Raw genomic sequence first — 23,081 nt, 5'->3', positions numbered from 1 at the left:
ACGCTCGGCAGCGGCTACAGGGATTTGTGCCAGGTTTACGTTCGGGTTTGCGTTTGGGGTCGGGCCGTGCGCCAGGCGTCGATCAGCTCGACGAAGGTCGCCTGCACTCGGCGGATCAGGGTTTCGTCGTCGATCTCGCTGGCCAGCCAGGCCCGGCTCGGTTCATGGAAAATCGTCCGGCCCACGGCGAAGCCGCGGCAGGTGCGGCTGTTGCCAGCCTGACGGAAACCCTCGGCCAGGGTCGCCGCCGGGGCGTTGAGGCCCAGCAGCACCACGCCACGGCAATAGGGATCGCGCTCCTCGATCAACTCATCGAGCCGGGTCCAGTCTTCGGCGCTCTGCGCCTCGATCTTCCACCAGGCCGGGAAAATGCCCAGGTTGTACAGGCGCTTGAGGGCGCGGTAGAGCACGTCCGGGTGAGTCGAGGGATGGTCCTTGGGCGGAATGATTTCCAGCAGCAGCTCATGGCCGCTGACCTGGGACGCCTGGTACAGGCCCTTGATCTGCGCTTCCTGCTCCAGGCGCAGCAACGGCTCGTCGTCCGGGTGGTATTGCACCAGGCACTTGATGATCTGCTCCTGGGGCCAGGCGATCAGGTTGCTGCCGATCGAACGCCCGTGTTCGAAAGCCAGCGGCCGCGAGCCCTGGACTTCCACCGGCCGCGCCACCCACCAGCCTCGGCCGGTGGCGGCGTTCAGCGAATCCTGGCCGAAACGCTGGTCCGCCAGCAGGCCGACATCGGCTTCGACGCCCTGCTTGCGCAAGTCGGCCTCGACCCGCTCCACAGCCTGGATAAACAGCTGCTTGAGCTGACCGATGGCCTTGAGCTCGCGCCCGCCCTTCTGCGCCAGTTCCACCAACTGCCCGCGATGGTCGAAGGCAAAGATGAACAGCTGCTTCCAGGCCTTGCGCGGCACGCTGACCTGATGCAGGCGCTGCAGGGTGCTGTCCTGGTCCGGCCGGGTGATGGGCACCGGGCTGTTGAACAGGTAATCCAGCTCGGCGCGGGTCGGCATCGCCGGCGCGCAGGCGTGGCGCGACACCACCAGCCCGCCGCAGGCATTGGCCAGCTGGCAGCAGCGCTCGTCGCTGGCGTCCTCCAGCCAGCCACTGAGGAAGCCGGACATAAAGGCATCGCCCGCCCCCAGCACATTGAGCACTTCGACCCGCACCCCGGGGTAGATCGCGCCGTCTTCCAGGCGCGCCGGGATCGCCCCGTGGATCACCGTGCAGCCCTGGGGACCGAGCTTGACCACCAGGGTCGCGGCGGTCAGCGAACGCACGGTGCGCAAGGCGTCGAGCAGGTCGTCGCTGCCGCCGGCGATGAGGAACTCTTCTTCGGTGCCAACGATCAGGTCGAAGCGCGGCAGGATCTTCTGCACATGGGCGCTGACATTCTGGTCGGCGACAAACCGGGTCTCGCCGTCGGCCTTGCCCGCCAGGCCCCAGAGCACCGGGCGGTAGTCGATGTCGAGCACGCGCTTGACGTCGTGCCGCTCGGCGTACTCCAGAGCCTGGAGGCTGGCCTGGTACACGCCGTCGGTGGAGAAATGGGTGCCGGTGATCAGCAAGGCCTTGCTGGAGGCGATAAAGGCTTCATTGATGTCCTCGGCGCGCAGGGCCATGTCGGCGCAGTTCTCGCGGTAGAACACCAGGGGGAAGGTTTCGCGGTCCTTGAGCCCGAGCAGGACCAGGGCGGTCAGGCGCTGCGGGTCGACCTTGATCGCGCTGACGTCGCAGCCTTCGCGGGCCAGGGATTCCACCAGGAAGCGCCCCATGTGATCGTCGCCGACCCGGCTCAGCATCGCCGAGCGCAAGCCCAGGCGCGCGGTGCCGAAGGCGATGTTGGCGGAGGAGCCGCCGAGGTATTTGGCGAAGCTTGTGACATCCTCCAGCCGGGCCCCAACCTGCTGTGCGTAAAGGTCGACGCCCAGGCGTCCGAGGCAGATCAGATCCAATTGACGCCCACTGGCAAAACGAGTCTGGCCCATGCTGGCTCCTGTTATTTTTATCAGCCTGCGCGTGGCACCGAGGAAGGCGCCGAACGCTCTTGGTGGATGCAGACTAAAACGTTCACCGGCACCAATCAATATTTTTTCTATAAATTTTTTACGTGGAATATTTTTTCCAATAAACTTTTTCAAGGCCGCTCCAGGCAGCCTGCATCGTTTCAGCAAGCGCCCCGTGGCCGCGCGGCTCAAGATTTTCCCCGCGCCGACCCTGTAGACTGCGCACAGCCCACCTATTGTCAGGGAGTGGATCAACCAGCCCGCTCCCATTAAGTACAAGCCAGTAAGCACAGAAGGATTGCCTATGTCCCGCACCGATCAGCCGGCCACGACCGAGAGCCCGCAAGACAGCGACCTCGCCAGCCCCCCGATCAATGCCGAGCGCCTGCTGCAGCTGATCACCCAGGAATACGAAAGCCTGCCGCGCCAGCTCAAGCGCATCGCCAGCTACATGAGCCAGCAGAGCGACCGGATCATGGTCGACCGCATCAGCGACATCGCCGGCGAATGCGAGGTGCACCCCTCGGCCATCGTGCGCTTCTCCCAGCGCTTCGGCTTCAGCGGCTTCAGCGAAATGCAGGCGCTGTTTCGCGAGGCCTACACCCACAAGACCACCCCGGTACAGAACTACCAGCAGCGCATCCGCAGCATGATCGCCAACAAGTCGCAGAAGGCCAGCGGCGGCGACCTGGCGCGCGAGTGCATCAACGCCACCCTGTCGGGCATCGAGCGCCTGGGCCTGGAGCTGGACGACGCGGCCTTCGACAAGGCCGTGGACCTGGTGGTCAACGCTGACAACATCTACGTGGTCGGGGTGCGCCGCTCCTTCGCCGTGGCCGATTACCTGGTGTACAACCTGCAGCACACCAACAAGCGCATTCACCTGGTGTCGGGCCTGGGCGGCAGCTACCGCGAACAGATGCGCAGCATCCGCCCCAACGACCTGGTGATCGCCATCAGCTTCACCCCGTATGCCAAGGAAACCCAGCACTGCCTGCGCATCGCCCAGCACCACCAGGCCAAGACCCTGATCATCACCGACAGCAACCTGTCGCCCCTGGCCAAGCGCGCCAACACCGTGCTGCTGGTCAACGAAGGCAGCTCCTTCGCCTTCCGCTCCCTGAGCGCGACCTTGTGCCTGTGCCAGGCGCTGTTCATCGCCGTGGCCTACCGCCTGGAACTGAAGGTCGACGAGATTCACGAGCAGGCGGGGTTCGAGGACTGAGCCTCACCCCGCCGCGTGCGTATGCGCCCGCAACGCCCCCGGCACACCGGTACGCAGCAGGCCACCTTCTTCGACCCAGGCCAGGGTCTGCTGGTGGGCCCGTTGCAGCAGTTGCTCGGTCTGGCTGAAGTCGAACACCGAAATACCCAGCGGGCACAAGGGCGCGACCACATGGATCGCCGCCTGTGGCGAATACAGCTCAATGTCACGCACCAGCTGGCGCATGCTCATCAGGTTCAGGGTGTGCAAGGCCAGGGCGATCAACCCGCTCGGCGGCCGTGGGCAGGCGCAGCCAAATCCCGTCGGCACCACGATGACCCGGGTCGCGCCCAGCGACACCGCCGCGGCGATCGGGGTGTTGCTGGCGACACCACCGTCGACCAGCAGCTTGTCGCCGATCTGCACCCAGGGAAACACCAGCGGAATCGCGGCACTGGCCAGCAGGGCCTGCTCGACGCTGCCGCTGGACAACAGCTCCTCGGCGCCCGTGAGCAGGTTGGTGGTGACGATATGCAGGGGCAGTTCGGTGTCTTCGATCCGGGTCACCGGCAGCGCCCGGCGCACCAGGCTCGCCAGCGCCGACGAGGGCAACAGGCAGCCGCGACGCCTGAGCACGGACGACAGCGCGTCAATCAAGGAAAACGGAAACACATCGGCCTTGCGCAAGCCACGCCAGAAATCGGCCAGTTCGGCGACCCCGCGGGCATTGGGCCTGGCGGCAAAATAGGCGCCGTTGAGGGCACCGACCGACGCGCCGACCACCAGGTCGAACACCACATGCTTTTCCAGCAGCGCCCGCAGCATCCCCACCTGGACAGCCCCGAGGCTGCCGCCACCGGCAAGGACAAGGGCAGTTCGGGTGGGATGCATAGCGCTTCTCCTGCCAACACTCAGCCTTCCTACACAATAGCGCTGCCACACTCTGCTACGAGTCCGTTTGGCGGCTCCCGCGCCATGACCTGCTGTTCATCCGAAAGACCGGCACCGGGTACGTCGCTCACCTACGCTGGGTAACGGATGCTCCACAGCACAATCGTGCTTGCGCCGTTCAATCAAGTGCTGGTCATGGGCATCAGGACAAGTCCCTCGCAGTGCCAGGGAAGTTTGAGGTTCAAACTCACGCAAGGAGCGCATCATGACCGACAAAGCATACGCAATTCTTCTGTATTCCGAAGACGAGGATAATGGCTACCTCTACTTCCCCATTAAACGCGCCAATCTCGTGTATGGCGGCATGCCGCAGTTTTTCGGCGGCACCAAGAATGCGGGAGAAACGGATCACGACACTATCGCCCGGGAGATGAAAGAGGAAAGCGACGGTAAAATCACCTTGGGCGCCGGTGGCCTGACGTCGATATACAAGTCCAGGGTCGGCAACAACAACTACAGCTTTTATGTAGCCGAGAACTACCAGGGAAAGAACTTCCTGGGCAGCCTGACCAACAGCGAGATGAGCAGTATCCAGCAGTTCTTCGTTCAAATCGGGCAGGAAGACGATGTCGAGGACCTGCTGAAATCACTCAAGATCGTTCCGACTGCGGAGTTTATCGAGTCGGAAACCTATGAGGCGTTCAATCGGGCAATCGCCTGGAGTGAACAATAAACAAGCGGTTTGAAATGCACGGCAGTTTATTGAGCCGGCCAAACCGAAACAGTCGAACTGGCTCAATGCTGTTTCGGACACTTGAACCCGCAGCGCAATATCAGGCTGCGGGTTTCCAATCCATTATCAAGGCACATCGATAAAAGTGCCTGGCGGGACTTGTACAACATCCGAACTCATATAACCGGCCTCATGTTTTCATGATCCCCCTTGAACATTGCGCAACAGGCCACCCAAGCACATTCACCCTCGCCTCATTAAACCTGAACTACAGATCATCAACGATTGACAGCAATAACCCAGCCCCCGATAGCCAACCCCGGACATTTGTCGCTAAATTAGCCGCGGCCCTCCCCCTGTCTCGTTGTTCCGCACAAGGAAATGCTCAATGAAACTCATCGGTATGCTCGATTCCCCCTATGTTCGCCGTGTCGCCCTCACCCTCAAGCGCCTGGAGATCCCGTTCGAGCATGAGGCGTTGTCGGTGTTTCGCACCTTCGAGCAGTTCCAGCGCATCAACCCGGTAGTCAAGGCGCCGACCCTGATCTGCGACGACGGCACGGTGCTGATGGATTCGTGCCTGATCATCGACTACCTGGAAGCCGTGGCCGGCCGCAGCCTGTTGCCGGCGGCGCCCCAGGCGCGGGCCCATGACCTGCGGCTGATCGGCCTGGCGCTGGCGGCGTGCGAGAAGTCGGTGCAGATCTACTACGAGTACCAACTGCGCCCCGCCGAGAAGCGGCACGAACCGTGGTTGGAGCGGGTTCGCGGGCAGCTGGCGGCGGCTTATGGCGAGCTGGAAAAAGAACTGGAGAAACGCCCGCTGGCCACCGATGGCGATATCGATCAGGCCGGTATCAGCCTGGCCGTGGCCTGGAGCTTTACCCAACTGCTGGTGGCCGAGCATCTGGATGCCGCACGGTTTCCAAGGGTCAAGGCGTTTGCGGAATACGCCGAGGGGTTGGCGTTGTTTGTCAGTACGCCGATGCTTTGAAGCCACAAAACCGCGTCATCGTTAACCTCCATCGCGGGCGGCGATCCGACTTGCCCGCGATAGAGCGTAAAAGCAACGCGGTGCTTCTGAAGCACCGCGCCAGGCTCAGGCCAGCGCCACCTGCAACGGCGCCACCGCCTGCAAGCCGAAGCGCTCGGCAAGGAACGGCGTGATGTCCAGCGGCAACGCCTCCTCATTCACCAACCGATCCAGCAACACGCCGGTGATCGCCGAGGTCAGGATGCCGGTGCGGAAGTGCCCGCAGGCATTGAGGTAACCCTCTACCCCGCACATCGGCCCGAGGATCGGCAGTTCATCCGGCGAGCCCGGGCGCAGGCCGGCCCAGCAGCGCTTGAGGTTGACCTGTTCGAGCTGCGGCACGCAGCGCACCGCGCCCTGCACCAGGCCCTGGATTTCCCGGTAGGTGGTGCTGATGTCGAAGCCCTTGTCCTCGGTGGTGCTGCCGATCAGGATCTCGCCGTTGTCCTTCTGCGCCATGTAGCAGTCGCTGGTGGTCAGGCAACCGTTGAGCAGTTGCGGCATGCGTTCGGTGAGCAGGATCTGGCCCTTGACCGGTTTCACCGGAATGCTCGCGCCGGTGGCTTGCAGGCTCAGCTCGGCGGCCCAGGCGCCGGCGGCGTTGATCAGGGTGTCGCAATGGAACAGCCCCGCCTCCGCCGTCTGCACGCCGCTGATCCGGCTGCCCTGGTGCAGCACCCCGGTGACGTTGGTGTTGAAGTACATGTCCACGCCGTTCTGCCGCGCGCCTTCGGTGTAGGCGTCGGCCAGGCGGAACGGGTTGACCTGATGGTCGCAGAGGAATTCCAGGGCACCCTGGGCGTGATGGCTGACGTTCGGCTCCGCCTGGCGCAGCGCCGCCTGGTCGAGCCAGCGCACCTGATGGGACAGGTGCGGGATGCAGGCCACGATGTGCTCGGCGTAGAGCCGGTCCTCGTCGTCGTAGATCACGAACTTCAGCCCGGTGCGCTCGAACTTGAAGTCCATGCCGTGACGCTCGCGCAGCTCTTCATGCAACTGCGGGTACAAGCCGTTGGATTGCAGGGCGAAGTCGAAGAACGACTGCGGCAGGATATGCGGCGTGCTGGAGTCCACCAGCACCGCCGAACCCTGGGCCTGGCGCTTGTTGCGCGCCGACATCATGCGAAAGAAGATCACCCCGCAGCCCAGCCCCACCGACTCGCCGATGGCCCACAGGCCGCCGGCCGAGGCGCGGGTGGCATTGCCCGGACGCTTGGCGTCGATCAACGCCACCCGCAGGTTCTTGCGCTTGGACAACTGGTACGCGCAGGAAGCGCCGATCACACCGCCGCCGGCGATGACCACGTCGTAGAACTTACTCATGATTCACAGCATCCTTGCTCGGTTGAGGGAAGGCGGAAAAAGGAATCGGGTCCAGGGGGAAACGCGGGCGCAGCCAGCCCACGTCCTGGCGCCCGGTGGCCTGGCGCAAACGGTCGCTGCAATAGCCCACGCACATGCGGCCCTGGCAGTCGCCCATGCTCACCCGGGTGCGCATCTTCAGGCTGGCCATGTCCTGCACGCCCTGCTCCAGGGCGCGGTCGATATCGCCACGGGTGGCGTGTTCGCAACGGCAGATCAGGGTGTCGGCGGCCGGCAGTTCGATCTGCCCGGTGCCGCGTTCGGTGTAGCGGTCCACCGCGGCGCGGAAACGGGTGATGGAGGCCAGTTTGTTCTGGTACTTCTGGCGCCGCGCCAGGGCCTCCTCGTTGCTCAGCACATCGCGCTGCATCAGGATCGACAGCGCGGCGATGCGTCCGGTGAGCATCGCTGCCTCGCCGCCGCGAATCCCACCCATGTCGCCGGCCAGGTGAATGTGCGGCTCGCTGCTTTGCTGCCAGACGTTGGCCGTGGCCCGCAGGTAGCCGTCATGGCTGAAGCCGTGGTTGAGGCCCATCTGCTGGCTGAGCTGGGTGCGCGGGATAAAGCCGTAGCCTACCGCCAGGGTCTGCGCGGCGACCTGTTGCAGGCGGCTCAGGTCCGGCTCCCAGCGCGCCGAGTATGGCGCCACGCTGACGCTTTCCAGCCCGTCCGCGCCCTGGGCCTCGACCACGCCCCAGCCGTAATGCACAGGAATGCGGTGCAGCTTGAGGTAGGCGAGCATGCTCAGGCCGTCGAGGAACAACTGCGGCTTGTTCAGCAGCGCCAGGCTTTCCTTGGCGATCCGGCCAAAGGTGCAGGCCTCGTAGACCGCCGCCACGTTCGCGCCGCTGGCGTGCAGCTGGCAGGCCACCAGCGGCAGCAACGGCCCGCTGCCGGCGATCACCACCGGCCCGCGCGGCTTGACCACGCCGCTCTTGATCTGCAACTGCAAGCCGCCCAGCAGCATCACCCCGGGCAAGGTCCAGCCGGGAAACGGCACGCTGCGTTCATGGCAACCGGCGGCCAGCAGCAACTGCGGATAGGCCACTTCCTGCAACTGCTCGTCGGCATCCAGCAGGACTAGGCTGCCCTTGCCTTCGGCCCCCACCACCCGGTGGTTGAGGCGCACATCGATCATCTGTTCGCAGTCGGAAAAGGCCCCGTGCAGTTTCGCCAGGGCCTCGCAATAACGCGGCCCCAGATAGTCCAGCTGCACGCCGTCGCGCAGCGGTCCGCGATAGACCACGCCGCCCAGGCGCGAGGCCTCGTCGATCAGGATACTGCGCACCCCGTGCTCGGCCAGTTCGATGGCCGCGGCCATGCCCGCGGGGCCGCCGCCGACGATCAGTGGGTTGAGGCTCATAGCACCTCCTGCGCAGCAATGATGCGGTTGACTTCGGTCTGTACCTGCATGCCTGGCCGCACCTGGGTCTGGCAGGCCCGGCGCTTGTGCCGGCCGTCGATCTGCACCAGGCAGCAATGGCACACGCCCATGCCGCAATAGGCGCCGGCCAGCTGGCCGTGGTCGTTGCGCGCCACCTGACGCAGTCCGAGGGACTGGATGACGCTGAGTACGGTTTCACCAATCGCCGCCGTCACCGGCTGGCCATTGAGGCTGATGGTCATATCCGCCTGTTGCAGCGGCTGGATATCGAAGGTTCGTTCGGTATGGCGCATCAGGAAATTCGTCCTTGAGTGAAGAGGAATGCCAGCGTCCTGCTGTGCATCGCCGTGAACCTGGTCATCGACCCTGATCACGGTTGCGCGACGCCAGCTCCTCGGGGCTGAACACCGGGCCAATCTAGTAGGTTTGTCGAACAACAACATTGATCTGGGCCAAGCAAAGCGCAAGGCTCTGGAATGCGCCTTGCGCCGCCCTGCCCTAACTGGAAAACACGTAGCGGCCCTTGACCTTGCGCGGCCCGATGAAAGCGAAATCCGGAAAGATCAGGCTACGCACGTACATCGCAAAAAACACCACCCCCAAGGTCATGGCCGCGCCGATCAGGGTCCCCAACGGGTCCTCGGCATAACCTTCGAACAACCGCGGGAATTGTGACAGGGTCAGAAGGGCATAGAAGGTGTAGGCGTTCGCCGAAGGTTTATGGAAGCCCCAGGCAAACAGCAGCGGCACCAGCCCCCCCAAGAGCGCGAATACCCAGGCAGCCTTGGGGCCGATGACCGAGCCGAGGAAGAACCCGGCCACCGCACCGACCACCGCCTGCAGCAACATCACCGCCAGCAGGAGCTGGATCTTGCGCCGGTGCCGGGCATAGAGCGCGGGGTCGGAATAGGCCGCGATCCAGAACGCCAGCAGCCGCTCCTTGATCCCGCTGCCGGCGAACGCGGCAAAGGTTTCGCCCTTGGAGCGCCCGGCCTCGAGGCTGGCGATGACTTGGCGCTTGGCTTGCTGTTTGTCCATCCGTGTTGTCCCCGCTAGTGGCCCCCGGCGGCGCCGTGCCGGCAACGCTAGTAGAGGCACCCGGGCCTGTCCAATCGGCGTCTGCGCGGGTTATTTGCGCTTGTAGCTTTTGCTGCCGCTCGGGGTCAGGCAATAGACCCCGCCCCGTGGCCCGGTGCAGAAACTGCCACTGCCACAGGAGCAGCCGTCGCTGCTGCGCAACAGGCTTTGCGGGCGCGCGGCCTGGCCCGAGTCGCCGTAGCGCGCCGCACAGTTTTGCTTGGAGCCGCTGATGGAGCCGTCGTTGCACAAAAACAGCTCGCCGTCGCAACCGGCGATCCCGCCCTTCTTGCCGGAGCAGGGTTGATTGGCGGCGAACGCCGGGGCCGCCGCCAGCAGCAACAGGCAAATGCCCAAGGCTTTCCAGTCGAGGTCATGAGGTCGGTGCATTGCGTAGCGTCCCTGCCAGCCAGTAATAGCTGGATGATATCAACGATCGGCCGACCCGGCCCGCCTGCTACCCTGCGTTGGCCAGGGCACGGGCGCGAAGATGAAAGATTTTTTAGAAAGCCCGCGGCCATTTCTTGGCAAAATGCCGGCCTGTGTCATGAAATCCCAATCAGGTAAGCCCCTATGACCCGCATTCTGACCATCGAAGACGATGCCGTAACAGCCCGCGAAATCGTGGCCGAACTGAGCAGCCACGGGCTGGACGTGGATTGGGTCGACAACGGTCGCGAAGGCCTGGTGCGCGCCGTCAGCGGCGACTACGACCTGATCACCCTCGACCGCATGCTGCCGGAGCTGGACGGCCTGGCGATCGTCACCACCCTGCGCACCATCGGCGTGTCGACGCCGATCCTGATGATCAGCGCCCTGTCCGACGTCGACGAGCGCGTGCGCGGCCTGCGCGCCGGCGGCGACGACTACCTGACCAAACCCTTCGCCTCCGACGAAATGGCGGCCCGGGTCGAGGTGCTGTTGCGGCGCAAAAGCACGGTGCAGGAATTCGAGACCAGCCTGCGGGTCGCCGACCTGGAGCTGAACCTGATCAGCCGCGAAGCGACCCGCGCCGACCAGTTGCTGAACCTGTTGCCCACCGAATACAAGCTCCTGGAATTCCTCATGCGCAACACCGGCCAGATCCTCTCGCGGATGATGATTTTCGAGGAGGTCTGGGGCTATCACTTCGACCCGGGCACCAACCTGATCGACGTGCATATCGGCCGTCTGCGTAAAAAAATCGATCCGCCAGGCATGACCCCGCTGATCCGCACCGTGCGAGGCTCGGGTTATGTCATTGCTGAACCCCTCTAAGGGCTGGCGCTCCTCCAGCAGCCGCCTGCTGGCGCTCTACAGCTCACTGTTCGTGGCCTGGAGCTGCATCCTCATGGGCGTCATGTACTACGAGGTGTCCGGGTATCTGGAAAGCCTGGCCAAGCACTCGCTGATGCAGCGCCAGCACCTGTTCGCGCGCTTCCAGGGCGAGCAGCTGGAAGAGGCCCTGACCACCAGCATGACCTTCGACATGCGCGCCATCGACGCCTATGGCCTGTTCGACGAGCGGCGGCGCTACCTCAGCGGGCCGATCCGCGAGATCCCCGACGACCTGCCGCTGGACGGGCAGATCCACGAGCTCAAGAGCTGCATCGACTCCGACGACCCCAACCTGCCCCGCGACAGTTGCGATGCGGTGGCCACCTACACCCGTGATGGCCGCTGGCTGATCCTGGTGCGCGACAACGGCTCGCTGTTCGCGGTCACGCGGATCATCCTCCACGCGCTGCTGTGGGGCGTGTCGCTGACCATCATTCCCGGGGCCGCCGGCTGGCACCTGCTCCGGCGCCGACCGCTGCGGCGCATTCGCGCCCTGCAGGCCAGCGCCGAGGCGATAGTCGCCGGCGACATGACCCACCGCCTGCCGCTGTCCAACCGCCGCGACGAGCTGGACATGCTGGCGGCCATCGTCAACGCCATGCTCGACCGCATCGAGCGGCTGATGAACGAGGTCAAGGGCGTGTGCGACAACATCGCCCACGACCTGCGCACCCCGCTGACCCGCCTGCGCGCCCAGCTGTACCGCATGCAGCAACAGGCGGTCGAGGGCACGCCCGAAGCCTTGCAGCTGGACCAGGTGCTGGCCGAGGCCGACCGGTTGATGGCGCGTTTTCGCGGCTTGCTGCGGATTTCCGAAATCGAGGATCACCAGCGCCGCTCGGGCTTTGTCGAACTCGATCCGCTGCCGTTGCTGCGCGAGCTGTATGACTTTTATTTGCCGCTGGCCGAGGAAGGCCAGCTGACCCTGACCCTGGATGTGCCCGCCACGCTGCCGAGCCTGACCGGCGACCGCGCCCTGCTGTTCGAGGCCCTGGCCAACCTGTTGAGCAACTCGATCAAGTTCACCCCGCCGGGCGGCGAGGTGATTCTGCGCGGTGTCGAGGACGGCGGCTGTACGCGCCTGGAAGTCCTCGACTCCGGCCCCGGCATTCCCGAGGCCGAGCGCAAGGCGGTGTTCCAGCGCTTCTACCGGGTCGACGACAGCAACTCCCACGGCGGCTTCGGCCTGGGCCTGTCCATCGTCGCCGCCATCGTCAGCCTGCACGGCTTCAAGCTCGACGTCGGCAGCAGCGACCGCGGCGGCGCGCGCCTGAGCCTCGATTGCCGGCCGAGCCTGATCGCCAAGACCTGAAACGCGGGCCCTGCTCCGTTGAACGCAACCTCCTGTAGGAGCGAGCTTGCTCGCGATGGAGGCCAACGATAACGCAGCATGTCTGAAGCACCGCAGTGTCTTGAGCTTTTTCGCGAGCAAGCTCGCTCCTACAGGGGGCCGGGTAAGGTTCCGGACAGGTGCACCAGGCTGATGGAGTTGCTGCGCAACTCGTACCGCAGCTCCTCGATCATCGCCAGCACGTCCGCCTCAGTCTCAAGCAGCCGCGGGTCGATGCCGGTGACCACCAGGTCGACCCGGCCGCTTTGCGGTTCGTAGATCCGCAGGGTGAAGGTGGAGTCGGAGCCGGTGCTGAAGGCACAGGCCAGGGGCGCGAAACCCTGTTCGATGTAGCGGCGCAACTGCGCCCGGGAAATCACCCAGGCCTTCCTCAGCGGCGACGCCATAACAGGCCGGCCAGCAGGCCGATCCCGGCGAGGATGGCGACGCTGGCCATGGGTTTGTCACGGACAAAGCGGGAGACGCTGTCCAGGGCATCGCCATAGGTTTCCTGCAATTGCCCGGCGGCCTGGCGGGCCGCCCCCTCCAGGCGCATCTGCTGATCGTCCAGCAGCTCGCCTACTGCACCCTGGGCCTTGCCGGCCACCGTGCCCACCGCACCTTTGATCTGTTCGCTACGCATCGTGCATTCCTTCAGCTGATGATGTTCGGTGCACGGCCCGTGTCCGCCACGGCACCGCACCTCACCCAGCCTAAGAAACCCTGTGACGCCGCAGAAGCGCCATTTGTACTGGTGGCACTGGTGCATTTGCACCGGTCAGCGCTGCACCTTTCAGCGCTGAGCCTTGCCGCGACGGTCTCCGCTGAACAGCCCGCGTTCGCGAGCCCAGACGATGGCCTCGGCGCGGCTGTGCACCGCCAGCTTGGAATACACCGTGGCCACGTGATTGCGCACCGTGCTGGGCGCCAGTTGCAGGCGCGCGGCGATCTCCTTGTCGGCCAGGCCCTCGCAGATCAGCCCCAGCACATCGCGCTCGCGGGCGGTCAGGTCGGTAAAGGACGCACTGGGCTGCTCGGCCTGGTTGGCGCTGCGCACATTGGCCAGCTTTTCGATCAGGGTCTGGCTGAACCACGAGGCATCGCGCATCACCTCCTCGATCGCCGACACCAGCTCCAGCTCGGAGCGCTTGCGCTCGGTGATGTCCATCAGCACCAGCAGGTAGCTGGGCTTGCCCTGGATATCCACGGTGTCGGCCGAGGCCACGCAGTCGAGCAGTTCGCCGCCCTTCTTCGCCACCCGAAGGTCGACGTTGCGCACATCGGCGCTTTTCTCCAGGGCGCCGAACAGGCTGGCGCAGGCCTGCGGGCTGGCGATAAAACCGACTTCTTCCACGGTCTTGCCCAGCAGCTCCTCGGCGGCATAACCGGTGCTGTCGAGAAAGGCCTCGTTGACGTCGACGATCTGCTGGCTGTCGGCGCCGCAGACCAGGGTCGGCACCGGCGTCAGGCGAAACGCCTTGGCAAAGCGCTCCTCGCTCTGGCGCAGGGCGGTCTCGGCCTTGCGCCGCGGCTCCAGGTCCATGAAGGAAAACAGCATGCAGTCTTCTTCGTTGATATCCAGCGGCTGGCCGGCAACGATCACCAGCTTGCTGCCGCCTTCGGGCAGGCGCAGTTCGGCCTGCATCTGCGGAATGGTCGCGCCCTGGTTCAGGCGTTCGATGGCCAGGTCCTTGCGCTCGGCGCCCTCCAACACATCCACTTCGTACACCGAGCGGCCGATCACCTGGTCGCGGGCATAACCGGTCATTTCCAGGAAGCCCTGGTTGACCTTGATGTAGCGCAGGTCGCTGAGGCGGCAGATCACCGCCGGCGCCGGGTTGGAATTGAAGGTCTTCTCGAAGCGCTGTTCGGCGCTGGCCCACTCGGTGGCGTCGCTGAGGATCAGCACCAGGGATTCCACCTCGCCGGCGCGGTCGGTGAGGATCATGCTGCGCACCCGATGCACCCAGGTGCGTTCTTCCTCGCCCTCGCCGCTGCGCACCTCCACCACCACATCGCTGAAAGTCTCCCCAGCGGCGACCCTATTGATGGGGTAGCTGTCCAGGGCCAGCGGGTGGTTGTTGCGATAACGCAAGGCGAAACGCTCGGCGTATTGCTGGTCGTCGGCGCCCAGCTCGGCGATCTCCTCGACCCCGTGCATGGCCAGCGCCGCCTCGTTGGCCCAGACGATGCGCCGGTCCGCCTCGAGCAGGATGACCCCGTCGGACAGTCCGGAAATGATCTGCTGCAACTGCCGGCGATTGGTTTCGGTGGCGAGTAGATCCTGGCTCATGGCAACTCCTCAAAGGCCCGGCGCCACTGGCGTGACGTCGAAAAAAGGCGGGCAGAAACTACGACCACGGCGCTTCGCCATCGTGCCCTGGGCTAATACCCCCTTACCGCCGAAGCGCAACCCTGTAGCCGCTGGCGCAGCCTGCGATAGACCCGAAGGGTCTCCGGCGCCAGCAAGATCGCCGCGAGCGTGCCGCTCGATCGCAGCCTTCGGCAGCGGCTACACAGGCATTGCGCGGGGCCGGAATGTCGAGGGGGGCGCATATCCCTGTAGCCGCTGGCGCAGCCTGCGATAGACCCGCAGGGTCTCTGGCGCCAGCAAGATCGCCGCGAGCGTGCCGCTCGATCGCAGCCTTCGGCAGCGGCTACACAGGCATTGCGCGGGGCCGGAATGTCGAGGGGGGCGCATATCCCTGTAGCCGCTGGCGCAGCCTGCGATAGACCCGCAGGGTCTCTGGCGCTAGCAAGACCGCCGCGAGCGTTCCGCTCGATCGCAGCCTTCGGCAGCGGCTACACAGGCATTGCGCGGGGCCGGAATATCGAGGGGATCACAGAATCCCTATAGCCGCTGGCGAAGCCTGCGATAGACCCGCAGGGTCTCTGGCGCTAGCAAGACCGCCGCGAGCGTGCCGCTCGATCGCAGCCTGCGGCAGCGGCTACACAGGCATTGCGCGGGGCCGGAATGTCGAGGGGGGCGATAGGCGTGGCTCAGGAAATGCCCAGGGCCTTCAGGCGTCGGTACAGGGTGCGCTCGCTCAGGCCCAGGGCCTTGGCCAGTTCGCTGCGCGAGCCTTCGAACACTTCCAGGGCGTGGGCCAGTTGTTCCAGGTCCTTGCCCGCGCGGCGCCGGCTCGGCGGCGTTGTGGCGGCGGCGCTGCCCGCGCGCAATTCCTCGGGCAGGTCCTCGACGCGGATCACCCCGTCGTCGCTGAACAACCGCGCCCGTTCGAGGATATTGCGCAGCTCGCGGATATTGCCCGGGTAGGCATACAGGCCCAGGCGTTCCAGGGCCTGCGGCGCAACCCGCGGCACCGCGCCCGGCGCCAGGCGTTGCAGCAGGCTGTCGATCAGCAGCGGCAGGTCGTCGCTGCGCTCGCGCAGGGCCGGCAGGCGGATCGGGAAGGCGCTGATGCGGTAGTACAGGTCCTGGCGGAAGGTGCCGGCGGCGACCATTTCCTTGAGCGGCTTGTGGGTCGCCGAGACCAGGCGAAAGTCCGAATGCACGGTGCGCAGGCTGCCCACCGGGCGAAAGCTGCCGGACTCGATCAGCCGCAGCAGCTTGACCTGCATCGCCAGCGGCACTTCACCGATCTCGTCGAGAAACAGGGTGCCGCCATGGGCCGCCTCGGCCAGGCCGATCTTGCGTTGCAGGGCGCCGGTGAAGGCGCCCTTCTCGTAACCGAACAGTTCGCTCTCCAGCAGCGACTCGGTCAGGCCAGTGCAATCGACCACCACCAGCGGCCCGCCGGCACGCGGGCTGCCGTCATGCAGGGCGCGAGCGAACAGCTCCTTGCCGGTGCCGGACTCGCCCTGCAGCAGCACCGGGATCTGCGACGGCGCCGCCCGCTGCAAGGCGCTCAAGGCCGCATTGAAGGCCGGCGAGCGCCCCACCAGCCCCTTCTGCTGCGGCTGCACCGAGGCCACCGCCACCGAACTCAGACGCTCGACATAGGCCACCACCTGCCCCGTGTCGCCGAGGATCGGCCGCAACTCGACGTCCACATGCTCCGGCCCGCGCGGGGTGTGATGGATATGCAGCAGGCGCTCCGGCAGGCGGGTCTCGAAGGCCTTGCGCATCGGGCAATGTTCGCCGGCCTGGTCGCACGGCACCGCGAACTGGTGGGACACCCGATAGCACTTGGCGCCGACATGGGGCTTGCCCTCGACGCCGAACTGGCGCTGGTAGGCGGTGTTGGCGGCGAGGATGTTGTAGTCGGTGTCTAACAGGATCGTCGGCTGCGCGTCATGCTCCAGATAGGACATCAGGGCTAACATTTCAGGATTGGCGAGGGCATTCGGGGACTGGGGCATGGCAACTCCTGGGCGTTGCGCGGCAGCTTAAACCATGGGCCCGGGTTCTGCCATTTCCTGCCAGAAACTGCCAATCGACTGCCACCTACAATTGACAGTGACAGCCAGAACGCCCACCCCAGGCCTTTGAATTCAATGAATGGGCGGTAAAAGCAGCGCGCGCCGGTTGGCACGCTTATTGACAGTCCAAGGGACGACTGCCCGCCTTGGCCGGCGTCACCCTATTGCTCGGAGAACCCCATGATCATCGGCGCATCGCTGTGCGTAGAAGCCTTTTTTGACCACCAGACGTGGACCATCAGCTACCTGGTGATGGACCTCGACACCCGGCGCTGCGCGCTGATCGACAGCGTGCTGGACTACGACCCCAAGTCCGGCCGCACCCGCACCGAGTCCGCCGACAAACTGATCGCCCGGGTACGCGAACTGGACGCCCAGGTCGACTGGATCCTCGAGACCCACGTGCACGCCGATCACCTGTCCGCCGCGGCGTACCTCAAGGCGCAGCTTGGCGCCCGGGTGGCGATCGGCAACCAGATCACCGTGGTGCAGCAGGTGTTCGGCCAGCTGTTCAACGAAGGCCAGGGCTTTGCCCGCGACGGCAGCCAGTTCGACGTGCTGCTCGAAGACGACAGCCGCTTCGCCATCGGCAACCTCCAGGCCCGCGCCCTGCACACCCCCGGCCATACCCCGGCGTGCATGACCTATCTGGTACAGGTCGCTGAAGAGACCGTGGCCTTTGTCGGCGACACCCTGTTCATGCCCGACTACGGCACCGCCCGCTGCGATTTCCCCGGCGCCGACGCGCGCACCCTGTACCGCTCCATCGGCAAGATCCTCGCCCTGCCAGCGCAGACCCGGCTGTTCATGTGCCACGACTACCTGCCCAACGGCCGCGAACTGCAATACATGACCACGGTCGCCGAACAGCGCGCCCACAATATCCATATCCATGAAGGGATCGACGAAGACGCCTTTGTGCGCATGCGCGAAGCCCGCGACGCCACCCTGGAAATGCCGGTGCTGATCCTGCCGTCGGTGCAGGTCAACATGCGCAGCGGCCAGTTCCCCGAGCCCGACGACAACGGCGTGAGCTACCTGAAGATCCCGCTGAACGCCCTTTAAAACCTATAACGCCACTCCACCAGGAGACGCTGCCATGCGCCCCATTTCCCCCATCCCACGAGCCGTCAACGGCAGCCACCAGGTGCTGATCGTCGGCGGCGGCGCGGCCGGCATTGCCACCGCGTCCAGCCTGATCAGCCGCGAACCGCACCTGGACGTCGCCATCATCGACCCGGCCGACACCCACTATTACCAGCCCGGCTGGACCCTGGTCGGCGCCGGGGTGTTCCGCGCCGAAGACACCGCCCGCAGCATGGCCTCGCTGATCCCCAAGGGGGTGAAGTGGATTCAGGCGGCGGTGAGCAGCTTCGAGCCGGAGCACAACGCCCTGCTGCTCAACGACGGGCGCGTGCTGGGCTATGACCAGTTGGTCGTCTGCCCCGGCCTCAAGCTCGACTGGAACGCCATCGACGGCCTGAGCGAAACCCTGGGCAAGCACGGCGTGACCTCCAACTACCGCTACGACCTGGCGCCCTACACCTGGCAACTGGCGCAGAACCTCAAGCAGGGCCAGGCGCTGTTCAGCCAGCCACCGATGCCGATCAAATGCGCCGGCGCGCCGCAGAAGGCCATGTACCTGTCCTGCGATCACTGGCTGCGCAACGGCCGGCTGGGGCAGATCAACACGCGTTTCTTGAATGCCGGCGGCGTGCTGTTCGGCGTGCCGGGCTATGTGCCGGCGCTGATGGAGTACGTGAAGAAATACGCCATCGCCCTGGATTTCGGCCACAACCTGGTGGCGGTGGACGGCCCCGGTAAGCGGGCGACGTTCGTGCGCAACAACGCCGATGGCCAGCAGGAGCGCGTCGAGCTGCCCTTCGACATGCTGCACGTGGTGCCGCCGCAGACCGCCCCGGACTTTATCCGCAACAGCCCGCTGGCCGACGCCGCCGGCTGGATCGATGTCGACCCGCACAGCCTGCGGCACAAGCGCTACAGCAACATCCACGGCCTCGGTGACGGGACCAATACCAGCAACGCGAAAACCGCCGCGGCGGCGCGCAAGCAGGCGCCGGTGGTGGCCACCAACGTGCTGGTGAACCTCAAGCGCCTGCCGACCCGGGCCCAGTACGACGGCTACGGCTCCTGCCCACTGACCGTGGAGCGCGGCAAGATCGTCCTCGCCGAATTCACCTACGGCGGCAAAGTCGCGCCGAGCTTTCCGGCCTGGCTGCTGGACGGTCGCCAGCCGACCCGCCGCGCCTGGTGGCTGAAGGAACGCATCCTGCCGCCGCTGTACTGGCGCGGCATGCTCAAGGGCCATGAGTGGCTGGCGCGGCCGAGCCTGGTGACGGACCTGCCGGAATCATGAGTGAGTACAGCTTGCTGGGCGCCGGCCTCGGCGCACTGATTGGCGCGATCCTGGCATTGACCGGGGCCGGCGGCGGGATTCTCGCAGTGCCGCTGCTGGTGTTCGGCCTCGGCCTGAGCATGGTCGAGGCCGCGCCCATCGGCCTGCTCGCGGTGGGCCTGGCGGCCGCCGTGGGCGCGGTGCTGGGGCTGCGCGAAGGCATCGTGCGTTACCGCGCCGCCGGCTTTGTCGCCGCCATCGGCATCCTCATGGCGCCCGTGGGCCTGTGGCTGGCCCACCGCCTGCCGAACCTGCCGCTGGCCCTGCTGTTTTCCGCGGTGCTGCTGTACGCCTGCGGGCGCATCCTGCTCAAGGCCACCCGCGAACTGCGCCACGGCCAGCCGGCACCCCGCGCGGCCTTCCAGCCCTGCGTGCTCAACCCCTTGCAGGGCCGGCTGCGCTGGACCCTGCCCTGCGCCCGCGCGCTGACCGTCACCGGCCTGCTCTCGGGGCTGCTCTCCGGGCTGCTCGGGGTCGGTGGCGGCTTCGTGATCATCCCGGCGCTGACCCGCTACACCAACCTGGACAGCAAAAGCATCGTCGCCACCTCCCTGGCGGTGATCGCCCTGGTGTCCGCCGGCAGCGTGATCACCGCCAGCCTCAGCGGCGTGATGCACTGGGCGGTGGGCGCGCCCTTCGCCATTGGCGCAGTGCTGGGGTTGATCGCCGGCCGCCAGGTCGCCCGTTACCTGGCGGGGCCGCGGTTGCAGCAGTTGTTTGCCTTGGTGGGGATGCTGGCGGCGGTGATGCTCAGCCTCGGAGCACTCGGCGCCTGGCACTGAGCTCATGAACTCGCTCCCACTGCAGGAGCGAGCTTGCTCGCGATAGCGTCCACTCAAACGACAAAAACATCCCGCCAATAAACCATTCCTACAACCAAATCAGCCACTGCGTCGCCGCTTGCAGAATCCTCCTAAATCCCTGCCCCGCCATTCCCGGTACGGTTTCCAGCGCCCCTTTCGCTTGAACCAGGACCTGCCATGGCCAGCAACGGACCCGGGCCGATGCCCAATCTTCTACGGCCCGCCAATCCCAACCAAAGCCCCGCCGAACGCGCCGCAGAGACCGACCAACCCAGCTACGGCGAACAGCTCTGGGCCCAGTATGAGAAATACGCCAAAGAGCCCGCACCACCGCCCGACAAGGTCCAGGTGGCGCTGCGCATCGGTGTGTTCTTCGACGGCACCGGCAACAACGCCAGCAACTCGGCCATGGGCCAGATTTGCGGCGCGCAGCATGCCATTGAAGCCAGGGATATCGATGGCAGCTGCAAGCCGTATATGAGGGATCCGGAGAGTAGTTATGGGAATGATGTGAGCAACGTCAAAAGGCTGAGGGAGCTGTACTACTCCCCGCAGAAAGCCGAAGGCGAAGGTCTGCAAAGACGCGCCTATCGCTCAATCTATGTCGAGGGGATCGGAACGCGGACTGGCGAGAAGGACAGCCTGATTACCTCGGGCACGGGGCGTGGCGATACAGGAATATCAGGGTGTGTGCAGAGGGCATTCCGTGAAATCGAGGAACGTATTGTTTTCTTCTTCGAGCAAAATCCCGAATCCGAAATCTCATCTCTGATTTTTGACGCTTTCGGCTTTAGCCGAGGCGCCGCAGCAGCCCGGCACTTTGCCAATGAAGTCGTACGCTGGCTGGGTCCGCTCGAACTGATTCTGCACAGTCATTCCGACGCTTTTTGCCCTAGCTTCAATCGACAGTACGGTAACGATGTTGATATGGGATTTATCGGCCTGTTCGACACAGTGCCGTCGGTTGCCGGCTTGAGCAATCTGGGCAACGTGCGCAGCGCCATTGCCCCGGGCATCAAGCTGCACCTCGACCGCCGCTACTTTCGCTCAGTGGTCCAACTGGTCGCTCGCGACGAGTACCGGGCTAACTTTGCCCTGAGCCGGGTCAAGCCCGACCACCTCGAGATTGCCCTGCCCGGCGCGCACTCGGATATCGGCGGAGGCTATTTGGATGAGGCGCAGGAATGTGTGCTGGTCAGCCCGATGCAGGCACTGGAGGTGCCTATCAATACCGACGTGACCCAGACCTCAATTTACCGGGAAGCGGTCCAGGCGAGAAAACGCTGGCTGAGCGAGGGCTGGCCCGCACAATGGCTGGAGATCGTCACGCCGGAACCGCTGTTGCTACCGCAGGATTCACAGGACCGTCTCGGCTTACAAAAAAAACGGGTATATGCCGGCGTACAGCTCAAGAGACCGATAAGTAACAGACTATCGAGGGTGTATCTCCATGTGATGTATGAGTTGGCCAAGGAGAACGGTGTGCGCTTCAACGTTATTGACGAGCAGGATCCGGACTATGCCATTCCCCTAGAACTTCAGGCCCTTTGTGACAGATTCGTCGCCGGTGACTACAGTACGACTCCAACCGAGGAAACCATGCTCAAGCTGCGTTACATCCATCTCTCGGCCCACTGGAACCACCCGCTTGGCAAACAGGATGGAGGTAGCCTTAAAGTCGTCTATATCAATGCCCCCACGGTGGATGCCGTGCGCGTGCAACATCCTCACGTACCTGACTGGACGCTTTGGTAATGAGAGCATTCATCGCCCTGCTGGGCACACTGCTGTTAAGTGGCTGCCAAGCCGCAGACCCACTTTCCGGAAAAAATGATCCCAAGGCCCCCTGGTGGGATCTCGGATTTACCGAGCCCTACTACATGAAAGTCTGGGTAGAAGAAAGCGCAGTAGAGGATATCCGAGGAAAACTAGTTCGTCGTATAGGAGGGGGGACTGCAGCAGGCGGCGATCCTGGTTTCAAAAAAGAATGGGCCAGAGGCTGGGATGGCGTGGGAGGTGATGGCTATCCCGCAGTAGGCGCCGACCTACCCAAACGCATTTTCGTGCGCTGGCAGTCGGTCGTAGAACCACAAACCTATCGGGTATGGATCGATATCCCAGAAGAGGCCCGACAGCTGATGCGCACTGCAACCAACCGACGTTGCCCGGCGACTCCAAAGCGAACCGCAAGCTATATGGCCTCAGTTAATCTGGGGCTGGCCCCGGGAGGCATTGTTCAGGTTTGGGTCAGAGACGAATGCCGTCATCCGATCAAAATCGCCCGTGCCCAGGCGGAGGTTGAGCCACTGGGGCCGCACCTGGGTAAATCAAATGGGCACTATTACCCCCTGTCCGAAAACTCCAAACGCTACATAGAGAAATATGGCATTCCCTACGGCAGTTGGTAGGCAGGTCCCTTCTGATATCGAAGCGCGCCGTTCAATAATCACGTCCCCTCACGTACCAGACTGAACGCTTTGGTAATGAGAGCATTCATCGCCCTGCTGGGCGCACTGCTGTTGACTGGCTGCCTGGCCAGCGATCCACTTTCAGGTAAAAACGACCCAAAAAACCCTTGGTGGGAACTTGGATTTACCGAACCCTATTACATGAAAGTCTGGGTCGAGGACAGCGCGGTAGAGGACATCAACGGAAAACAGTTTCACCGCACGGGTGGGACTGCTGCGGGTGGCCGCCCTGGTTACAAAAAGGAATGGGCCAGAGGTTGGGACGGAGTTGGTATTGATGGCAAGTCCGTGGTCGGTGCCGACCTGCCCAAACGCATTTTCGTGCGCTGGCAATCGGTGGTTGAACCGCAAACCTATCGGGTATGGATCGACATCCCGGAAGAGGCCCGACAGATCATGCGCAAGACCACCGCCCGTCGGTGCCCAGAAACGCCACAGCAAACCGCCAGCTATATAGCCTCAGTCAATCTGGGATTGGCGCCAGGGGGCATTGTTCAGGTCTGGGTAAGAGATGAATGTCATCACCCGATCAAAGTCACCCGCGTCCAAGCCGAAGTTGAGCCTTTAGGGCCGAGCCAAGGCAAAACCAATGGCCGTTACGCCTACCAGATCAGTGAAGAGTCCAAACGCTACATAGAGAAGTACGGCATTCCCTATGGCAGTTGGTAAAC

Annotated in this window: 23 protein-coding genes; 12 read left to right on the top strand and 11 right to left on the bottom strand. The window is 64.4% G+C overall.

Going from position 1 to position 23,081, the window contains the following annotated elements; translation table 11 throughout:
• Positions 1–35: 35 nt before the first annotated feature.
• Entirely contained in the window at positions 36–1,991 is a 1,956-nt protein-coding gene (locus AC3RCP_RS13190; protein WP_492569901.1) for a bifunctional 5-dehydro-2-deoxygluconokinase/5-dehydro-2-deoxyphosphogluconate aldolase, read from the bottom strand.
• Between AC3RCP_RS13190 and AC3RCP_RS13185 the strand changes: the two genes are divergently transcribed.
• Both AC3RCP_RS13185 and AC3RCP_RS13180 read left to right on the top strand, forming a co-directional pair.
• On the top strand, positions 1,990–2,226 hold the full coding sequence (locus AC3RCP_RS13185) for a hypothetical protein (protein WP_148050834.1): 237 nt from the start codon (positions 1,990–1,992) through the stop codon (positions 2,224–2,226). The two genes, AC3RCP_RS13190 and AC3RCP_RS13185, sit on opposite strands and share 2 nt — an antisense overlap.
• Positions 2,227–2,313: 87 nt before the next feature.
• Positions 2,314–3,234, top strand: coding sequence for a MurR/RpiR family transcriptional regulator (locus AC3RCP_RS13180; RefSeq protein ID WP_007930727.1), 921 nt, complete (start codon positions 2,314–2,316; stop codon positions 3,232–3,234).
• Positions 3,235–3,237: 3 nt separating this feature from the next.
• Here the strand turns inward: AC3RCP_RS13180 and AC3RCP_RS13175 are convergent, their stop codons facing one another.
• On the bottom strand, positions 3,238–4,104 hold the full coding sequence (locus AC3RCP_RS13175) for a patatin-like phospholipase family protein (protein ID WP_492569899.1): 867 nt from the start codon (positions 4,102–4,104) through the stop codon (positions 3,238–3,240).
• A 265-nt stretch (positions 4,105–4,369) separates the two neighbouring features.
• Here AC3RCP_RS13175 and AC3RCP_RS13170 point away from each other — a divergent pair, with 265 nt between their 5' ends.
• Together AC3RCP_RS13170 and AC3RCP_RS13165 are read left to right on the top strand one after the other, a co-directional pair.
• A complete protein-coding gene (locus tag AC3RCP_RS13170) occupies positions 4,370–4,837 on the top strand; it encodes an NUDIX hydrolase (RefSeq protein WP_007930725.1) in 468 nt (155 codons plus the stop codon).
• Between the two features lie 388 nt (positions 4,838–5,225).
• Positions 5,226–5,831 carry a glutathione S-transferase gene (locus AC3RCP_RS13165; protein ID WP_492569897.1) on the top strand — a complete coding sequence of 202 codons (606 nt, stop codon included), beginning with the start codon at positions 5,226–5,228 and terminating at the stop codon, positions 5,829–5,831.
• Positions 5,832–5,936: 105 nt separating this feature from the next.
• Here the strand turns inward: AC3RCP_RS13165 and hcnC are convergent, their stop codons facing one another.
• From hcnC to AC3RCP_RS13140, 5 genes are all read right to left on the bottom strand, one after another.
• Positions 5,937–7,193, bottom strand: coding sequence for a cyanide-forming glycine dehydrogenase subunit HcnC (hcnC, locus tag AC3RCP_RS13160; protein ID WP_007930723.1), 1,257 nt, complete (start codon positions 7,191–7,193; stop codon positions 5,937–5,939).
• Positions 7,186–8,595 (bottom strand): cyanide-forming glycine dehydrogenase subunit HcnB, encoded by a 1,410-nt coding sequence (gene hcnB, locus AC3RCP_RS13155; protein WP_101337602.1) that lies wholly within the window; start codon positions 8,593–8,595, stop codon positions 7,186–7,188. Before hcnB ends, hcnC begins: the two co-directional genes overlap by 8 nt.
• Positions 8,592–8,909, bottom strand: a complete 318-nt coding sequence (gene hcnA / locus AC3RCP_RS13150; protein ID WP_007930720.1) for a cyanide-forming glycine dehydrogenase subunit HcnA — start codon at positions 8,907–8,909, stop codon at positions 8,592–8,594. The genes hcnB and hcnA overlap by 4 nt, the downstream gene beginning before the upstream one ends.
• A gap of 205 nt (positions 8,910–9,114) precedes the next feature.
• Positions 9,115–9,654, bottom strand: coding sequence for a hypothetical protein (locus AC3RCP_RS13145; protein WP_492569895.1), 540 nt, complete (start codon positions 9,652–9,654; stop codon positions 9,115–9,117).
• Between the two features lie 90 nt (positions 9,655–9,744).
• Positions 9,745–10,083: a YdcA family protein gene (locus AC3RCP_RS13140; protein ID WP_101337600.1), complete on the bottom strand. Its 339-nt coding sequence runs from the start codon at positions 10,081–10,083 to the stop codon at positions 9,745–9,747.
• A 183-nt stretch (positions 10,084–10,266) separates the two neighbouring features.
• Here AC3RCP_RS13140 and AC3RCP_RS13135 point away from each other — a divergent pair, with 183 nt between their 5' ends.
• Both AC3RCP_RS13135 and AC3RCP_RS13130 read left to right on the top strand, forming a co-directional pair.
• Positions 10,267–10,950, top strand: coding sequence for a response regulator transcription factor (locus AC3RCP_RS13135; protein WP_492569893.1), 684 nt, complete (start codon positions 10,267–10,269; stop codon positions 10,948–10,950).
• Positions 10,928–12,322, top strand: a complete 1,395-nt coding sequence (locus AC3RCP_RS13130; RefSeq protein WP_092418361.1) for a sensor histidine kinase — start codon at positions 10,928–10,930, stop codon at positions 12,320–12,322. Before AC3RCP_RS13135 ends, AC3RCP_RS13130 begins: the two co-directional genes overlap by 23 nt.
• A 128-nt stretch (positions 12,323–12,450) precedes the next feature.
• Here the strand turns inward: AC3RCP_RS13130 and AC3RCP_RS13125 are convergent, their stop codons facing one another.
• The 4 genes from AC3RCP_RS13125 to AC3RCP_RS13110 form a co-directional block, all read right to left on the bottom strand.
• Positions 12,451–12,747 carry a DUF1652 domain-containing protein gene (locus tag AC3RCP_RS13125; protein ID WP_492569891.1) on the bottom strand — a complete coding sequence of 99 codons (297 nt, stop codon included), beginning with the start codon at positions 12,745–12,747 and terminating at the stop codon, positions 12,451–12,453.
• Positions 12,732–12,983: a CsbD family protein gene (locus AC3RCP_RS13120; RefSeq protein ID WP_492569889.1), complete on the bottom strand. Its 252-nt coding sequence runs from the start codon at positions 12,981–12,983 to the stop codon at positions 12,732–12,734. The genes AC3RCP_RS13125 and AC3RCP_RS13120 overlap by 16 nt, the downstream gene beginning before the upstream one ends.
• 150 nt (positions 12,984–13,133) lie before the next feature.
• On the bottom strand, positions 13,134–14,633 hold the full coding sequence (locus tag AC3RCP_RS13115; RefSeq protein ID WP_101337597.1) for a helix-turn-helix transcriptional regulator: 1,500 nt from the start codon (positions 14,631–14,633) through the stop codon (positions 13,134–13,136).
• 707 nt (positions 14,634–15,340) lie between these two features.
• A complete protein-coding gene (locus tag AC3RCP_RS13110) occupies positions 15,341–16,663 on the bottom strand; it encodes a sigma-54 interaction domain-containing protein (RefSeq protein ID WP_492569887.1) in 1,323 nt (440 codons plus the stop codon).
• Positions 16,664–16,903: 240 nt separating this feature from the next.
• Here AC3RCP_RS13110 and AC3RCP_RS13105 point away from each other — a divergent pair, with 240 nt between their 5' ends.
• The 6 genes from AC3RCP_RS13105 (at position 16,904) to AC3RCP_RS13080 (ending at position 23,079) form a co-directional block, all read left to right on the top strand.
• Positions 16,904–17,788, top strand: coding sequence for an MBL fold metallo-hydrolase (locus tag AC3RCP_RS13105; protein WP_492569886.1), 885 nt, complete (start codon positions 16,904–16,906; stop codon positions 17,786–17,788).
• A 34-nt stretch (positions 17,789–17,822) separates the two neighbouring features.
• Positions 17,823–19,100 carry an NAD(P)/FAD-dependent oxidoreductase gene (locus AC3RCP_RS13100; protein ID WP_492569884.1) on the top strand — a complete coding sequence of 426 codons (1,278 nt, stop codon included), beginning with the start codon at positions 17,823–17,825 and terminating at the stop codon, positions 19,098–19,100.
• Positions 19,097–19,921, top strand: coding sequence for a sulfite exporter TauE/SafE family protein (locus AC3RCP_RS13095; RefSeq protein WP_009043357.1), 825 nt, complete (start codon positions 19,097–19,099; stop codon positions 19,919–19,921). The genes AC3RCP_RS13100 and AC3RCP_RS13095 overlap by 4 nt, the downstream gene beginning before the upstream one ends.
• Before the next feature lie 198 nt (positions 19,922–20,119).
• Positions 20,120–21,697: a phospholipase effector Tle1 domain-containing protein gene (locus AC3RCP_RS13090; protein ID WP_492569882.1), complete on the top strand. Its 1,578-nt coding sequence runs from the start codon at positions 20,120–20,122 to the stop codon at positions 21,695–21,697.
• On the top strand, positions 21,697–22,350 hold the full coding sequence (locus AC3RCP_RS13085) for a DUF2931 family protein (RefSeq protein WP_092418367.1): 654 nt from the start codon (positions 21,697–21,699) through the stop codon (positions 22,348–22,350). Before AC3RCP_RS13090 ends, AC3RCP_RS13085 begins: the two co-directional genes overlap by 1 nt.
• Positions 22,351–22,425: 75 nt before the next feature.
• On the top strand, positions 22,426–23,079 hold the full coding sequence (locus AC3RCP_RS13080; protein WP_492569880.1) for a DUF2931 family protein: 654 nt from the start codon (positions 22,426–22,428) through the stop codon (positions 23,077–23,079).
• The last annotated feature ends 2 nt before the right edge of the window (positions 23,080–23,081 follow it).

This window comes from Pseudomonas sp. GW822-FHT05A08 (assembly GCF_058800485.1).
Note: the sequence above shows the minus strand (reverse complement) of the source record. Positions and strands in the feature narration are given on the sequence as shown.

Coding starts and splice junctions, on each gene's coding strand:
- hcnB (WP_101337602.1), bottom strand. CDS start 8,595: ATGAGCCTCAACCCACTGATCGTCGGCGGCGGCCCCGCGGGCATGGCC.
- AC3RCP_RS13180 (WP_007930727.1), top strand. CDS start 2,314: ATGTCCCGCACCGATCAGCCGGCCACGACCGAGAGCCCGCAAGACAGC.
- AC3RCP_RS13120 (WP_492569889.1), bottom strand. CDS start 12,983: ATGCGTAGCGAACAGATCAAAGGTGCGGTGGGCACGGTGGCCGGCAAG.
- AC3RCP_RS13165 (WP_492569897.1), top strand. CDS start 5,226: ATGAAACTCATCGGTATGCTCGATTCCCCCTATGTTCGCCGTGTCGCC.
- AC3RCP_RS13100 (WP_492569884.1), top strand. CDS start 17,823: ATGCGCCCCATTTCCCCCATCCCACGAGCCGTCAACGGCAGCCACCAG.
- AC3RCP_RS13085 (WP_092418367.1), top strand. CDS start 21,697: ATGAGAGCATTCATCGCCCTGCTGGGCACACTGCTGTTAAGTGGCTGC.
- hcnA (WP_007930720.1), bottom strand. CDS start 8,909: ATGCGCCATACCGAACGAACCTTCGATATCCAGCCGCTGCAACAGGCG.
- AC3RCP_RS13095 (WP_009043357.1), top strand. CDS start 19,097: ATGAGTGAGTACAGCTTGCTGGGCGCCGGCCTCGGCGCACTGATTGGC.
- AC3RCP_RS13130 (WP_092418361.1), top strand. CDS start 10,928: ATGTCATTGCTGAACCCCTCTAAGGGCTGGCGCTCCTCCAGCAGCCGC.
- AC3RCP_RS13080 (WP_492569880.1), top strand. CDS start 22,426: ATGAGAGCATTCATCGCCCTGCTGGGCGCACTGCTGTTGACTGGCTGC.
- AC3RCP_RS13110 (WP_492569887.1), bottom strand. CDS start 16,663: ATGCCCCAGTCCCCGAATGCCCTCGCCAATCCTGAAATGTTAGCCCTG.
- AC3RCP_RS13135 (WP_492569893.1), top strand. CDS start 10,267: ATGACCCGCATTCTGACCATCGAAGACGATGCCGTAACAGCCCGCGAA.
- AC3RCP_RS13190 (WP_492569901.1), bottom strand. CDS start 1,991: ATGGGCCAGACTCGTTTTGCCAGTGGGCGTCAATTGGATCTGATCTGC.
- AC3RCP_RS13185 (WP_148050834.1), top strand. CDS start 1,990: ATGCTGGCTCCTGTTATTTTTATCAGCCTGCGCGTGGCACCGAGGAAG.
- AC3RCP_RS13090 (WP_492569882.1), top strand. CDS start 20,120: ATGGCCAGCAACGGACCCGGGCCGATGCCCAATCTTCTACGGCCCGCC.
- AC3RCP_RS13145 (WP_492569895.1), bottom strand. CDS start 9,654: ATGGACAAACAGCAAGCCAAGCGCCAAGTCATCGCCAGCCTCGAGGCC.
- AC3RCP_RS13175 (WP_492569899.1), bottom strand. CDS start 4,104: ATGCATCCCACCCGAACTGCCCTTGTCCTTGCCGGTGGCGGCAGCCTC.
- hcnC (WP_007930723.1), bottom strand. CDS start 7,193: ATGAGTAAGTTCTACGACGTGGTCATCGCCGGCGGCGGTGTGATCGGC.
- AC3RCP_RS13170 (WP_007930725.1), top strand. CDS start 4,370: ATGACCGACAAAGCATACGCAATTCTTCTGTATTCCGAAGACGAGGAT.
- AC3RCP_RS13125 (WP_492569891.1), bottom strand. CDS start 12,747: ATGGCGTCGCCGCTGAGGAAGGCCTGGGTGATTTCCCGGGCGCAGTTG.
- AC3RCP_RS13105 (WP_492569886.1), top strand. CDS start 16,904: ATGATCATCGGCGCATCGCTGTGCGTAGAAGCCTTTTTTGACCACCAG.
- AC3RCP_RS13140 (WP_101337600.1), bottom strand. CDS start 10,083: ATGCACCGACCTCATGACCTCGACTGGAAAGCCTTGGGCATTTGCCTG.
- AC3RCP_RS13115 (WP_101337597.1), bottom strand. CDS start 14,633: ATGAGCCAGGATCTACTCGCCACCGAAACCAATCGCCGGCAGTTGCAG.